At 73.6% G+C, this 13,550-nt stretch carries 16 protein-coding genes; 13 read left to right on the top strand and 3 right to left on the bottom strand.

The window, feature by feature from the left end; all coding sequences use genetic code 11:
• Nucleotides 1–61: 61 nt before the first annotated feature.
• Complete coding sequence (locus H9652_RS03490; RefSeq protein ID WP_191794775.1) at nucleotides 62–1,420, bottom strand: ferredoxin reductase domain-containing protein; 1,359 nt, start codon at nucleotides 1,418–1,420, stop codon at nucleotides 62–64.
• A 196-nt stretch (nucleotides 1,421–1,616) separates the two neighbouring features.
• On the opposite strand from H9652_RS03490, the gene H9652_RS03495 reads away from it, so the two are divergent.
• From H9652_RS03495 to H9652_RS03510, 4 genes are all read left to right on the top strand, one after another.
• Nucleotides 1,617–2,231, top strand: a complete 615-nt coding sequence (locus tag H9652_RS03495; protein ID WP_191794777.1) for a DUF305 domain-containing protein — start codon at nucleotides 1,617–1,619, stop codon at nucleotides 2,229–2,231.
• A 169-nt stretch (nucleotides 2,232–2,400) separates the two neighbouring features.
• Nucleotides 2,401–3,246, top strand: coding sequence for an alpha/beta fold hydrolase (locus H9652_RS03500; protein WP_191794779.1), 846 nt, complete (start codon nucleotides 2,401–2,403; stop codon nucleotides 3,244–3,246).
• 51 nt (nucleotides 3,247–3,297) lie between these two features.
• Entirely contained in the window at nucleotides 3,298–3,588 is a 291-nt protein-coding gene (locus H9652_RS03505) for a DUF4287 domain-containing protein (protein WP_191794781.1), read from the top strand.
• Between the two features lie 97 nt (nucleotides 3,589–3,685).
• Entirely contained in the window at nucleotides 3,686–3,988 is a 303-nt protein-coding gene (locus tag H9652_RS03510; RefSeq protein ID WP_191794782.1) for a hypothetical protein, read from the top strand.
• A 58-nt stretch (nucleotides 3,989–4,046) separates the two neighbouring features.
• On the opposite strand, the gene H9652_RS03515 is transcribed toward H9652_RS03510, so the two are convergent.
• Nucleotides 4,047–4,463: a VOC family protein gene (locus H9652_RS03515; protein ID WP_191794785.1), complete on the bottom strand. Its 417-nt coding sequence runs from the start codon at nucleotides 4,461–4,463 to the stop codon at nucleotides 4,047–4,049.
• 91 nt (nucleotides 4,464–4,554) lie between these two features.
• On the opposite strand from H9652_RS03515, the gene H9652_RS03520 reads away from it, so the two are divergent.
• From H9652_RS03520 to H9652_RS03530, 3 genes are all read left to right on the top strand, one after another.
• Nucleotides 4,555–4,767 carry a hypothetical protein gene (locus H9652_RS03520; RefSeq protein WP_191794787.1) on the top strand — a complete coding sequence of 71 codons (213 nt, stop codon included), beginning with the start codon at nucleotides 4,555–4,557 and terminating at the stop codon, nucleotides 4,765–4,767.
• A gap of 178 nt (nucleotides 4,768–4,945) precedes the next feature.
• Nucleotides 4,946–5,581, top strand: a complete 636-nt coding sequence (locus H9652_RS03525; RefSeq protein ID WP_191794789.1) for a nucleoside/nucleotide kinase family protein — start codon at nucleotides 4,946–4,948, stop codon at nucleotides 5,579–5,581.
• A 187-nt stretch (nucleotides 5,582–5,768) separates the two neighbouring features.
• On the top strand, nucleotides 5,769–6,239 hold the full coding sequence (locus tag H9652_RS03530) for a hemerythrin domain-containing protein (protein ID WP_191794790.1): 471 nt from the start codon (nucleotides 5,769–5,771) through the stop codon (nucleotides 6,237–6,239).
• A gap of 7 nt (nucleotides 6,240–6,246) precedes the next feature.
• Here H9652_RS03530 and H9652_RS03535 read toward each other — a convergent pair whose 3' ends face one another.
• A complete protein-coding gene (locus tag H9652_RS03535; RefSeq protein ID WP_191794792.1) occupies nucleotides 6,247–6,981 on the bottom strand; it encodes a DUF4097 family beta strand repeat-containing protein in 735 nt (244 codons plus the stop codon).
• 303 nt (nucleotides 6,982–7,284) lie between these two features.
• Between H9652_RS03535 and H9652_RS03540 the strand changes: the two genes are divergently transcribed.
• The 6 genes from H9652_RS03540 (at nucleotide 7,285) to H9652_RS03565 (ending at nucleotide 13,527) form a co-directional block, all read left to right on the top strand.
• Entirely contained in the window at nucleotides 7,285–8,535 is a 1,251-nt protein-coding gene (locus H9652_RS03540) for an ROK family transcriptional regulator (protein ID WP_191794794.1), read from the top strand.
• Nucleotides 8,519–9,508: a polysaccharide deacetylase family protein gene (locus H9652_RS03545; RefSeq protein WP_191794797.1), complete on the top strand. Its 990-nt coding sequence runs from the start codon at nucleotides 8,519–8,521 to the stop codon at nucleotides 9,506–9,508. Before H9652_RS03540 ends, H9652_RS03545 begins: the two co-directional genes overlap by 17 nt.
• Nucleotides 9,505–10,926 (top strand): MFS transporter, encoded by a 1,422-nt coding sequence (locus H9652_RS03550; protein WP_191794799.1) that lies wholly within the window; start codon nucleotides 9,505–9,507, stop codon nucleotides 10,924–10,926. The genes H9652_RS03545 and H9652_RS03550 overlap by 4 nt, the downstream gene beginning before the upstream one ends.
• A 104-nt stretch (nucleotides 10,927–11,030) precedes the next feature.
• Nucleotides 11,031–11,846, top strand: coding sequence for an MBL fold metallo-hydrolase (locus H9652_RS03555; protein WP_191794802.1), 816 nt, complete (start codon nucleotides 11,031–11,033; stop codon nucleotides 11,844–11,846).
• A 130-nt stretch (nucleotides 11,847–11,976) separates the two neighbouring features.
• Complete coding sequence (locus H9652_RS03560; protein WP_191794804.1) at nucleotides 11,977–12,777, top strand: class I SAM-dependent methyltransferase; 801 nt, start codon at nucleotides 11,977–11,979, stop codon at nucleotides 12,775–12,777.
• 111 nt (nucleotides 12,778–12,888) lie between these two features.
• On the top strand, nucleotides 12,889–13,527 hold the full coding sequence (locus H9652_RS03565) for an SRPBCC family protein (RefSeq protein WP_191794806.1): 639 nt from the start codon (nucleotides 12,889–12,891) through the stop codon (nucleotides 13,525–13,527).
• Nucleotides 13,528–13,550 lie beyond the last annotated feature (23 nt).

A 13,550-nucleotide genomic window follows, 5' to 3' on the forward strand; every position in this document is an offset into this window, starting at 1 on the left:
GCCGCAGCCCGACGGCGCCACGCGGGTGACGCCGTCGGGCCGTGGGGAGGAGCGACGCGCCTCAGGAGTCCCAGATGGCGCCGAACGCGGGGATGCCCCGCGACTCGAGGCCCTCGACGACCTCGAACGTCGTCGGACGGTTCGAGATGCAGATGACGGCCTCGGCGCCGGTCGTGCGCACCGCGTCGAGCGCGAGGGCCACGAGGTCGGGCTTGCCCAGGGCGCGGGTGTCCCACACGAGGGCGTCCGGCAGCGACTCCGTGATCTCGGCGACGAGCCCGGGGCCGAACGTGGCCTCGGGCGTCCGGGTGACCCACACCAGGTGGGCGGGCGCGCCCGCGAGCAGGCTGGGCAGGCACGGGCCGATCCCGCTGCCCGTCGTGATCCACACGACCTTGCGGAAGAGCTTGCCGACGTTCCCGGCCCCGGCCGTGGGCACGCCGCGGACCCAGACGTGGTCCGGCGGGGAGTCGATGAACGACCCCGTCCAGTCGCCCGCCCGGGAGATCGCGAGGCGCAGCTCGGGGCGGCTCGGCGTGACGAGGTTCGCGAAGGGGTGCCACTGGCCGAGCGGGTGCCGGGCGATCGTGGTCGAGGAACCCACGAACGTCCGCGAGCCGTGGTGGAGGCGCACGATCGCGACGTGGGACGAGGGCGTGTGCACGTCCACCGCGACCTTGCGCAGGTGCAGCCACGGCAGTCCCACGCACACGATCACGACCGCCAGGACCCACGTCGCGGGGGCTGAGAGGATCGCGGTCCACGGGTCGCTCGGCGCGAGGTCGTGCGCGAACAGGACGGTCAGTGCAGCGAAGCCCGCGAGGGTCGACCAGCCGCCGAGCCGGTGGCTCATCTCGAACAGGTCGTGGCGCATGCGGCGCAAGGGCGCCGTGGCCAGAGCGGCGATCGTCAGCAGCAGCAGCGCGAGGACGACGACGACGCAGAGGGTGGGCCCGGACAGCTCGCCTCGCCCGGGCGGGCTCAGCGCGGTCGCGGCGAACACGGTGAACCACGCGGTCGCGGAGATCGCGGCCCCGACATGGATCCCGCCCAGGTGGTAGACCTTCGCGAGCCCCGCGCGGACGCGCAGGGGCCACGTCACGGGCGCGCTCGTCGCGAGGCGGAACAGCAGGTTGACGACGTGCTGCTGCCGGATCACGGCCGCGGCCCCGAGGTTCAGCGCCGCCGCCGTGAGGGTCAGGTCGAGTCGCTCTGGTGTCGACGTGCCCGGGAGCAGGGCGACGGCCGCCGCGACGTTGATCGCCAGGACCAGGACGACGAGCCGCACGTACGGCATGAGTGCCGGGCGCGTCCACAGGCGCCGCCACCCGGTGAGCAGGGGCGGAAGGTCCGCCTGGTCGGCGGCGCGCGCCACTGTGGTCGTGGCCGAACGGTGGTCTGTGGACCGTGGGGAAGTCATACGGTGGCCTCCTCGTCGAGTGCGCTGACCATACTGTGACGGGGACCGCCGGGGCGCGGGATCCACAGGGTGATCTGGCGGCGCACCGCCCGTGGGGGCACAGCCGGCTCCCAGACTTCGCACCTACCCTGGTCGGACGCTCGCCGGAACCGGCGCCCGCGTGCCCCGGCGATCCCGAGACACACCGGAGTCCTCCTTGAAGAAGCTGCCCACCGCCCTCACCGCGCTCGTCCTGACCGCCGCCCTCGCGGGCTGCTCGACGGGGAGCGGTTCGCCCTCGGAGGACGGGAGCCCGCCCGCCGCGAGCGGCCCCGCGGGTGCCCCGGCCGAGGTCAACGACATCGACACGCACTTCGTCGCGATGATGACCCCGCACCACGAGCAGGCCGTCGAGATGAGCGAGATCATCCTGGCCGTCGACGGTGTCAGCGAGCCGACGCGCGACCTCGCGCAGCGCATCCTCGACGGTCAGACCGAGGAGATCGGGACCATGCTCGGCTGGGCCGACGCCTGGGGGATGGACGACCTCATGCAGATGCACTCCGTGCACGTCGCGAACGGCATGCTCACGAGCGACCAGATGGGGTCCCTCGAACGTCTCGCGGACGCGAGCACGGGTGACGCGACCGCCGTGACCGAGGCCGAGGCGACGTTCCTCGAGCTCATGCACTCGCACCACGAGGGCGCGATCGCGATGACGCAGGGCGAGATCGAGGGCGGCGGCCACGCCGGGCTCCGCGACCTCGCGCAGGTCATGGTCGACGTGCAGACGGCCGAGATGGCCGAGATCGACACGCTGCTCGGACGGTAGGTCGCGCTGCGTCCGGGGCGCGGGGGCACGGCTCCGGGGGTCCGCCCCGGAGCAGCCAGGTGACGGGGTCGGCCAGGAGGGTCGGGCTCGGGCGGCGGACCGATGAGTTCCGGCCGCCCTACCGGTCCACCCCCTCGACCACCCGTCCTGCGCACCCCCGGAGGTTCCCGTGACCGACACCCCGACCGTCTCCGCGACCTTCCCCGCGACCGCCCGGACGCTGCAGGTCCCGGGCGCCACGCTCCACCACGAGGTCAGGGGCCACGGGCCGCTCGTGGTGCTCGTCGGCGCACCCATGGACGCCGACGCGTTCGCGCCGCTCGCCGACCTGCTCGCGACCGACCACACCGTCCTGACGACCGACCCGCGCGGCATCCACCGCAGCACGGTGGACGACCCGGACCGGGACACGCCGCCCGAGGTCCGGGCCGACGATCTCGCGCGGCTCCTGACCCACCTCGACGCTGGCCCCGCGACCGTCGTCGGGTCGAGCGGCGGCGCCGTGACCGCGCTCGCCCTCGTCCAGTCGCACCCCCACCTGGTCAGGACGGTCGTCGCGCACGAGCCGCCGCTCGACGCCCTCATGCCGGACCGTGAGCGGCTGCACGCCGCGACCCGCGAGCTCGTGGACGACCACCGCGCGGGCGACGTCGTCGGCGCCTGGCGGAAGTTCTTCGCGGTCGGCGACATCGACGTCCCGGACGAGATGGTCGAGCAGATGTTCGGCGGCGAGCGCGACCCGCAGCAGGTCGCGGACGAACGCTTCTGGTTCGCGCACGACCTCCTGGGGACCACCCTCTTCGAGCCCGACGTCGAGGCGCTGCGCGCCTCTCCCGTCCGCGTGGTCGTCGGGGTCGGCGAGGACTCGACGGGACAGCTCTGCGACCGGGCGTCGTCGGCGCTCGCGGCCCTGCTCGGCACCACGACCACGCTCTTCCCGGGCTACCACACCGGCTTCGTCGACGACCCCGCTGCCTTCGCCCAGCGCTTGCGCAGGGCGCTCGGTACCGCTTGAGTCGCACCGGACCGGCAGCTCAACCCCGACCCACCCGAAACGAGGAGAACCATGTCATTTCAGGCCTACCTGGACGCGGTCGAGGACAAGACCGGCCTCACCCCGCGACAGCTCGTGACGATCGCGCAGGAGAAGGGCTACGACGACCCGGCCGTGAAGGCCGGCGTGATCGTCGAGTGGCTCAAGGAGGACTACGACCTCGGTCGCGGTCACGCGATGGCGATCGTCCACGTCGTCAAGAAGGGCCCGACGATCGACAGCAAGCACGTCGGCTCGACCGGCACGCACCGCGACGAGTCCGACACCCTGTGGCTGGACGGCAAGGCGACCAAGCCCGCCTGAGCGTCGCCGGGCCCTGCTGCCCGACGACGGGCCGCGTCCTTCGCGCACGGCGAGCGGGCAGGCGGGCAGCAGCGGGCGGTTCGATATCCTCCACGACATGCGTATCCCCAAGGTCGTGGTCGGGTGGACGGTCGCGGCCGTCGTCGTCACGACGCCGGTCGTCGTCTGGGTCGCGAGCTGGACGACGACCGAGCAGACCTGCGTCGCAGAGAGCGACGTGTCCCCGCACACGAACCGTTCCAGGACGTACTACGACGTGCGCACGTCCTGCGGCCTGCTCGGGGTCAACGAGAACCGCCAGAGCCGGTTGGACGACGCGATCGACCCGGGGCAGACGTACCGCATGACGATCGAGGACCGGACGATCGCGCAGTGGCTGATCGAGGTCGAGGAGCTGTGACGGCTTCGGCCGGTGGGGGACCGCGGAGACGTGGCCTGACCGCGGGCGGGGCGGAGAGTCAGCCCACGAAGAGGCAGAACGGGTGACCTGACGGGTCCGCGTAGACGCGCAGGGGCTCCTCGGGGTCGTCGGACCGGTCCCGGAGCAGGCGGGCGCCGAGCGCCAGGGCGCGTTCGTGCTGGGCGTCGAGGGCCTCCCGGTCAGGGACCGTGCAGTCGAGGTGGAGCTGCTGGGGGACGGCCGGGTCGGGCCAGGTCGACGGCGGCAGGTGCTCGACCTGCTGGAACGCGAGTGGCACCCCGCCCGGCGAACGCAGGACCAGCCAGTCCGTGCCGGCAGGGTCCGGCCGGCCGGTCGCGGGCGGCTCGTCGCCCGCGCGGTACTCCAAGCCGAACAGGGCGCGGTAGAACTCGGCGAGGCCGCGGGCGTCGGTCGTGTCGAGCACGACCTGCCGGATCGTCGGGAACGTGGTCATCGTGGACGCCTCCTGGGAGCGATGGACAGGCTCCCACCGTGCGCCGGGTCCGGGCAGCCCGCAATCCGCGCCGCATTGGTACGTTCCTGCCGTGGACACGCCACCGACGACAGCGCTCGACCGCCTGGCCGGCCTCACTGCCGACCTGCCCGAGGTACCGAGCCCGCAGGAGGTCGAACGCGTGGCCGCGGCGGTGCGGGCCGCGGTGCTCGACGGGGCGTCGACCGACCAGATCGCGACGGTCGGCCACCTGTCCGTCCGCTGGGTCGAGGAACTCCTCGGGGACTCGTCCGCGAACGGCTGACGGCCCTCACGGCTCCCGCGCTCGCCGGCGTCCCCACCGTGCCCGCGGTCGAGTGACACCCGGGAGGCGCTGAGCACGACCGCAGGGCCGACCGCCGGTCGGGCGTCCGGGATCCGTCCCGCGAGGCTCGGTCGGCGGTCGGTCCTTCGTCGCGCGGGCGCCGTGACATCCTGACCGGGTGCGTGTCGAGCCGGTCAGCCAGGAGGTCCTCGTCGCACGGGTCGCCGCGCTCGTCGTCGAGCGCTCGCGCGGCGACGCGACGGCGACGAGCGTCCTCGTCGACGGCCACCCCTCGACGCACCCGGAGACGCTCGCCGACCAGCTCGTCGAACCCCTGCGCGTCGCCGGCCGCCCGACGGCGCGCGTCAGCGTGCGGGACTTCCTGCGGCCCGCGTCGTTGCGGCTCGAGCACGGGCACGAGGACCCGGACTCGTTGCTCGACGAGTGGATCGACGTGGGGGCGCTGAACCGGGAGGTGCTGGCCGCCGTCGGGCCGGGCGGGGACGGGCGCTACCTGCCCAGCCTGCGCGACCCCGTGACCTCGCGCTCGACGCGCGCCGGCTACGTCGAGGCCCCGCCGGGGCTCGTCGTCCTGCTCGACGGGTCCCTGTCGCTCGGGCGCGGGCTCGACGTCGACCTGACCGTCCACCTGGCCCTCCAGGACGCGACGCTGGCACGGCGCACGCCCCCCGCGGACGCCTGGACGCTGCCCGCGTACGCGCGGTACCGGGCAGAGGTCGCCCCGGAGCGTGACGCCGACGTGGTCGTGCGCGTCGACGACGCACGGCGCCCCGCCTGGGTCGCGCGGGGGTGAGGTGGTGCGCCGGGGTGAGCGGCAGGTGAGCGGCAAGGGCCACGACGCCGACGGCGGCACGCACCCGGGCGGAGGAGGTCCGGTAGGGTCTGCGCAGCGTCGCGTGCCGGTGGCAGACCGTGCCAGGCATGGAGGCGCCGGACACGAAGGAGCACGACGATGACCACGTCGCCCCCTTCGCCCTCGCGTGACTGAGGGCGAGAAGACCAGGCTCGTCGCCTGGAGCCACGAGCTGCGCGCCGTGCACGACCGGCTGCGCGAGGCGCTGCGCGTCACCCGGGCCGCGCTCGACGACGGAGCGGCCGCCGAACCTGCGACCCGCGACCTGCTGCTGTTCTGCCACGGCTTCTGCACGGCTCTGACGGGCCACCACGAGGGCGAGGACCGCGAGCTGTTCCCCGCGATCGCGGCCGCCCACCCCGAGCTGGTCGGGACGTTGCGCACCCTGAAGCAGGACCACTCGATGATCGCGCACCTGCTCAGCGGGCTCCTGGCAGCGGTCGACCGGGCGGCGACGCCGGACGAGCTCGACCGTCACCTCGAGGGGATCGCCGCGATCATGGAGTCCCACTTCCGCTACGAGGAACGCATGCTGCTCACGGTGCTCGGCACGCTCGCGCTCGACGCGGACGCCCGCGACGTCCTGGGCCCGCTCTGACGGGTCCTCAGCCTCGCGAGACCGTGACCCGCCCGTTGGACGAGGACGCGTCGATCGTGAACTCGCCGTCGGGGTCGTCCGGGACGGTGACGTCGGTGCCGCCCAGGTCGGTCTCGGCACGTACCCGGTAGCTGCCGTCGGGGACGGTGACCTCGACCCTGCCGTTGTCGGTCGTCGCCCGGACGTCCTGCGGGGTCGCGAGGGTCAGCTCGACCGCCCCGTTGGACGTCTCGGCGTCGACGCCGGCGGTGCCGCCGAGCCGTGTCCCCGTGACCTTGCCGTTCGAGGTGCGCGCGACGATCCCGTCGTCGATCCCGGTGAGGGTGATGGACCCGTTGGACGTCTCGACGTCCACCGCACCGGTCGCGGTCAGGTCGATGCTGCCGTGCTCGGTCCCGCCCGTGACGGGCAGCCCTGCGGGCAGGTCGACCGAGTAGCTCGCCGAGCAGTGCCGTCCGCACCCGGACAGGACCAGGACGCCGTCCTCGACGCGGTGCGTCTCCTGCTCGGGGTAGGCGCCCGCGTAGTCGACCGTGCGCTCGATGCCGACCTCGGTCGCGGACGCGTCCCCGCGCAGCGTGACGGACCCGGCACTGAGGTCCAGTCGTACCGACGTGATCTCGTCCGGGACCGTGTAGGTGTCGGTCGCGATCGATCGCGGTCCGAACCCGCACGCGCCGAGCGTGAGCGCCGTGACGGCGACCAGGCCCGCCGTCACCGGTCGCCGGTTCGTGGTCCGCATGTCGATCCCCTGTTCGTCGTGTCCGAGGTGTTCGTGAGGTCGTGGTGGGGGCCCCACCCCCCGGCGGGGCCCACCACCATCGAGGCTAGGGCGGAAGGGGCTCGGGGCGACATCGGGTGTTCCCCCCATTTCGCCCTCGGGGTCAACCCCGAGTGCGGCGCGCCGTCCGGCGACGGCGACGCGGGGTGAACCCTGGCGATTCGCCGAGCGGTCACGAACCTCCGCGGGGTACTCTCGCCCGGGTAGGGAGGTTTCCGACCTACTCATGTCCAGGGGAACGACCGTCGACGGAGACCGGTAGACATGCTTCTTGCAGGAGATCAACGACTGCTCCGGGAGATCAACGCCCGCGCAGTCCTCGAGGTGCTCGACGCCCACGACACGCTCGGACGACCCGAGATCGTCGCGGCCACGGGCCTGTCCAAGACCACCGTGGCCCTCGCGCTGCGGACCTTCGTCGAGCACGGGCTCGTCGAGGAGGCCGGTCTCGACCACGACCGACGCGGCCCCGCGGCCACGCTGTACCGCGTCGACCCCGAGCACGGCTACGCGCTCGCGGTCGACATCGGCCACGTGCGCGTCCGCGTCGCACTGGTCGACCTCGTCGGACGGGTCCGGGCCCGGGCCGAGCAGCCGCTGTCCGCGAAGGAGCCCGAGGCGCGCGCGAGCGCGGTCGAGAAGCTCGCCGCGCACTGCGTCGCCGCGGTGCGCCACGACACGGGCGCCGCGTCCGTCGCGATCCGGTGCGCCGTCGTCGGGCTCCCGGCGATCGTGGGCGCCGACCACGCCATGGTGCGCCGCGTCCCCGGCCTCGAGAAGGGCGGACCCACGCTGCACGCCGCCCTCGAGCAAGGCCTCGGCTGCCCCGTCGTCCTCGAGAACGACGTCAACCTCGCCGCGATCGCCGAGCAGCGTACAGGCGCGGGCAAGGGGCTCGACTCGTTCGTGCTGCTGCGCCTGGGGATCGGGCTGGGCGCCGGGATCGTCATCGACGGCAAGCTGCACCGCGGCGCGTCCGGCGGGGCCGGCGAGGTCGCGTTCCTCCCGCAGCCCGGTCGCGCGCTCGGCGCCGAGAGCATCGGCGCCGCGTCGCTCGCGACGTCCGCCAAGGAGGCGGGCCTGCCCGCGGGCCTCGCGCCGCACGAGGTCCTCGACCTCGCGGCCGACGGCGACGAGCGTGCGGTCGCGGTCGTCGACGAGCTCGCCGGGCGCCTCGCCGTGCTGATCGCGTCGGTCGCGCTCCTGCTCGAACCGCAGAAGATCGTCCTGGCGGGCGTCGCGCGCGAGGACGCGGTCCTGGGTCGCGTCCAGACCTACCTCGCCGAACGGGTCGGCATCCTGCCGATCGTGGTCGAACCCAGCGCCGTCGCGGCCGACGCCGTGCTGCTCGGTGCGGCGGCCCTCGCCCGGGACACGCTGCGGGACCAGGCGTTCACGGCCGCGGTCCGGCGCGCCGCCGAGTCGGAGGACCTGCCCGACGACGACGCACCCCTCGACGCGGACCTCGCCACCGGCCACGCCCCCCGAGGAGCCGACGATGCGCGCACCCTCTGACCTCGTGACCCGGCTCGGCCTCCCGCCGGACTCCCGGGCCCTGGTCCTCAACGCCGACGACCTCGGCATGTGCCGCGCCGCGAACCGCGCGATCACCGAGCTGCTCGTCGCGGGCCACCTCGACTCCGCGACCCTCATGGTGCCGTGCCCCTGGGCGCCCGAGGCGCTCGCCTTCGCGGCCGACCGCACCGACCTCGACCTGGGCGTGCACCTCGTGCTCACGAGCGAGTGGACCCGGTACCGGTGGCGCCCCCTCACCGGGGTCGGGACGACCCTCGTCGACGACGCCGGGTACTTCCCGGCCGACTGCCGCAGCGTCGAGCTCCGGGCGAGCGACGCGGATGTCGCGGCCGAGCTCGCCGCCCAGCTCGACGCGGCCCTCGCCGCGGGCATGGACGTCACGCACCTCGACAACCACATGGGCTCGGTCTACGGGCTCGAGACGGGCCGCAGCTTCCTGCCGCAGGTCTTCGAGCTCGCGGCCCGTCACGGCCTGCCGTTCCGGCTGCCGCGCACGGTCGGCCTGGGACTGCCCGACACCTACCGCTCGGTGCTCGACCAGGCCGCGGCCGCGGCCGACGCGGCCGGCGTCGTGATCCTCGACCACCTCACGACGCACCCGTTCGAGCTGCTCGGGGAGGGGACGCCCGACGAGGAGGACTACGCCTCGATGAAGGCGGGCTTCCTCGACCTGCTCCGCGCGACCGAGCCGGGGGTCACCGAGGTCTTCCTGCACCCCATGCTCGACGACGACGAGCTCGACGACGTCGCCGACTACGCAGTCGCCAAGCGCGGCTTCGAGCGCCGCCTGCTGGCCGACCCCGACGTCGCCGCGACCCTCGCCGAGGAGGGGATCGTGCGCGTCGGCTGGCGCGACCTGCGCGACGTCCAGCGCGGGCTCGCACCCCAGGTGCGCGACGCCTCGGGCACCCCGGTCGCTCGGGCGAGCGACGCCGTCGGGGGTGCTCGATGAGCGCGCTCACGGCCCTGCGCGACCGCCGCCTGACCGGCCTCCCCACGCGTGGCCGGACCCTCGCCTACGGCGCCTCGGCGTTCCCCGCGAACCTCATGGCGCAGACGTTCTCGGCGTTCGTCGTGTTCTTCTACGTCGACCACCTGCGGCTCCCCGCCGGCTGGGTCGCAGGTGCGATGGTCGCGCACGGCATCCTCAACGCGCTCCTCAACCCGCTCGTCGGCGCGGCCTCCGACCGGCACCGCACGCGCTGGGGGCGCCGCGTCCCGTGGATCGGGCTGGGGATCGTGCCGCTCGTCGCGGCGTTCTCGCTCGTGTGGATGCCCCCCGAGGTCAGCCCCGCGGGTCTGCTCGTCTGGTTCCTCGTGGTGGTCGCGGTCTACGACGTCGCGTACGTCGCGGTCGTCCTCAACACCTCGGCGCTCTTCCCGGAGATCTTCCGCACGACGGCGGAGCGCGCCCGTGGCAACACGCCGCGCCAGATCTTCGGGCTGGTCGGGATGATCCTCGGTACCGCCGCGGCACCGCTGCTCTACGGGTCGCCGCTCGGGTGGGTCGGCATGGGGCTCGTGCTGGGCGCGCTGTGCCTCGCGTTCTTCGTCTGGTCGCTCGCGGGCATGGTCGAGCGGCCCGTCGACGAGGTCGAGGTCAGGGCTCGCGAGGCCGCGCTGCCGCTGCGGGACCAGCTCCGGTACACGTTCGCGAACAAGGCCTTCGTGACGTACGTGCTGGGGTCCCTGCTGCTCCAGTCCACGACCGCGATCCTGCTCGCGTCGGTGCCGTTCTACGTGCGCTACGTGCTCGGCGGCGCCGAGGCCGACGCGACCCTCGTGCTCGCGCCGATCTTCGTCGTCGCGATCCCCTCGATCGTCGGCTGGTCCTGGGTGGTCCGCAAGGTCGGCCCGCGCCAGGCGTTGCTGTGGTCCGTCGCGGCGTACGGCGTGGCCGTCGGCCTGTTCATGCTCCCCGGCTCGCTGCCGGGGGCCATGGCCGTGGCCGGGCTCGTGGGAATCGGCGTCGCGGGCATGATGCAGCTCCTCGAGGTCGCGCTCGGGCAGGTGATCGACGACGACGAGCGGCGCACCGGGCTGCGCCGCGAGGGCATGTACTTCGGGGTCAACGGGTTCGTGGTGCGCGGGTCGGTGATCGTGCAGGCGGTCGTGATCGCCGTGGTCCTCGGCGCGACGGGCTACGACGCCGGTCTCGCGGTGGGGGCCCAGCCGGAGACGGTGTCGACCGGGATCCGGGTGCTCATGGGCGGCGTGCCGCTCGCGGTGGCAGGCCTGGCCTGGCTCTGCTTCTGGGCGTACCCGCTGCGCGGGCTCGACGTGCCGCCGGGTGGCGCGGGGGACGCGGGTGACCTGCCGGGCGCGGCCGGTGACGACGAGCCGCAGGACGCCGAGGTGCTGAGCCGTTGACCCCGACGCCCCGATGACGTGTCAGAGTGGGCGTGACCCATGGGCCATGCTCGTCCTGACGCGTCGGTCATGACAAGGCCTCGACGAGGGAGAGGACGACCCCGATGACGTGGTGGATCTGCCGGACGTGCGCCGTCGAGCACGCCGAACGTCGCGAGGTGTGCGCGATCTGCGCCGACGAGCGCCAGTGGGTGCCCGCGGACGGTCAGGCGTGGACGACGCTCGACGAGCTCGCGGCCGAGGGGCACGAGGTCTCGGTGACCGAGCTCGAACCGGACCTCTTCGCCCTCGCGGGGCACCCCGGGGTGGGCATCGGGCAGGAGTCCAAGATCGTGCGGACACCGGCCGGGATGCTGCTGTGGGACCCGGTCGGGTACCTGGACGACGACGCCGTCCGTCAGGTGCGCGACCTGGGAGAGGTCGTGGCCGTCGTCGCGAGCCACCCGCACATGTTCGGCGTCCAGGTCGAGTGGAGCCGTGCGCTCGGGGGCGTCCCCGTGCTCGTCGCCGAGGCCGACGCCGGGTGGGTCGCCCGCCCCGACCCGGTGATCGAGACGTGGTCCGAGGACCGCGAGATCCTGCCGGGCGTGACGCTCTCCCAGCCGGGCGGGCACTTCCCCGGCAGCGCGGTCGTCCACTGGGCGGCCGGTGCGCAGGGGCGTGGCGTCCTGCTCAGCGGCGACACGATCTTCGCGAACCCCGACCGCACGTCGGTGAGCTTCATGCGCAGCTACCCCAACCGGATCCCGCTGTCGGGGGCCGTGGTGGACCGGGTCGCGACCCATGTCGAGCGCTTCGCGTTCGACCGGCTCTACAACAACTTCGAGGGCGTGATCCCGGTGGGTGCGCGGGGTGTCGTGCGGCGTTCCGCGGAGCGGCACGCGGCCTGGGTGCGCGGGGACTTCGACCACCTCACGTGAGTCCGGCAGGCTCTTGCCGTGCGCTTCGCTGCTGCGTGCGCCGAGCGTGCACTTGGGGTCGTCATCGGCCTCCACGAACAGCCCGAGCTGCACGCTCGACGAACTGGGATGCCGACGGCAGGATGTCCGTGTGAGCACCGGACCAGCGCTGGACCCCGAGATCCTCGACTTCTACACCGACCGCTACCGCGAGGAGCGTCGCCTCCACGCGACGGCCCACGGTCGCCTCGAGCTGCTGCGCACGCGCGAGCTCCTGAGCAGGTTCCTCCCGGCAGCCCCTGCAAGGGCGGTCGACGTCGGGGGTGCGACCGGTGTGCACGCAGCCTGGCTCGCCGACGCCGGGTACGACGTCGACCTGGTCGACCCCGTGCCGTCGCACGTCGCCAGGGCGGCGGAGATCTCGGGGGTGCGGGCGCAGGTCGGGGACGCACGGGAGCTGCCTTTCAAGGACTCCTCGGTGGACGCGGTGCTCGTCCTGGGGCCGCTCTACCACCTCACGGAGCGGTCCGACCGGTTGCTCGCGCTGCGCGAGGCGGCCCGCGTGGCACGTAGCGGCGGCACGGTGGTCGCCGCGGCGATCAGCCGGTACGCGGGGCTCCTGGAGCTCGCGGCCGTGGGGGAGGTGTCGGACGAGACGGAGCCGTCGCTGCGTCGCGCCGTCGCGACCGGCCTGCACGACCCGCGGTCCGGCTTCACGACCGCGTACTTCCACCGTCCCGACGAGCTTGCGGGGGAGCTCGAGGAGGCAGGGCTCGGTGCGGTGGCGGTCTACGGCGTCGAGGGGCCAAGCGCTCCGGCCCTCGACAACCTGCCGCTGGACGAGGCCGAACCCCTGCTGGGTTCCGCGATCCGGGCGGCGCGCCTGCTCGAGCAGGACCCGGCGCTGATCGCCGCGAGCCCGCACTTCCTGGCCTTCGGCCGGGTGGGCTGAGCATCCCGCCGCCGCGACACGCTTGTGCAATCTGTCACAAGCACTGCTGCTTCGACGCCCGAAGATGCGACGATCGAGTCAGGCCGAGGTCCCACGACGGAGGAGACTGCCATGAGACCGCTCGTACGACGGACCGCCGCCACGGCGTTCCTGGTCGGAGCGCTGCTCCTGACCCGACGCATGACCATGACCTGGGGGACCCGCGACGGTGAGCCGTCCGAGCCGCTCGCAGGCGACGAGATCGTCCCGTGCGCCGACGCGGTCGCGACCCGTGCCGTCACGATCGACGCCCCGCCGCGCGAGGTGTGGAAGTGGGTCCTGCAGCTCGGCCAGGGCCGCGGCGGGTTCTACAGCTACGAGTGGCTCGAGAACCTCGTGGGCTGCGACATCGAGAACGCGGACCGCATCGATCCCCGGTGGCAGCGTCTCGCGGTCGGCGACGACGTGCGTCTGCACCCCGACGTCGCGCTGCGCGTCGCCGCGATGGTCCCCGACCGGCACCTCGTGCTGCGGGGAGCCGTCCCGGTCGGCGCGTCGGCCCCGCCGTACGACTTCACCTGGTCGTTCGTGCTGCGCCCCGTCGCGGACGGCGCCACGCGTCTCGTCGTGCGCGAGCGCTACGGGTACACGCGCTGGTGGTCCGGGGCGATCGTCGAACCGGTCCTGCCCGTCAGCTTCCTCATGAGCGCGCGCATGCTGCGCGGAATCCGCGACCGCGCCGAGGGGCGCGTGGGCGAGAACGCCGCCTGAGGCGAGCGGCGCCCGCCGGCGGG

This window comes from Oerskovia rustica, from assembly GCF_014836555.1.
GTDB lineage: Bacteria > Actinomycetota > Actinomycetes > Actinomycetales > Cellulomonadaceae > Oerskovia > Oerskovia rustica.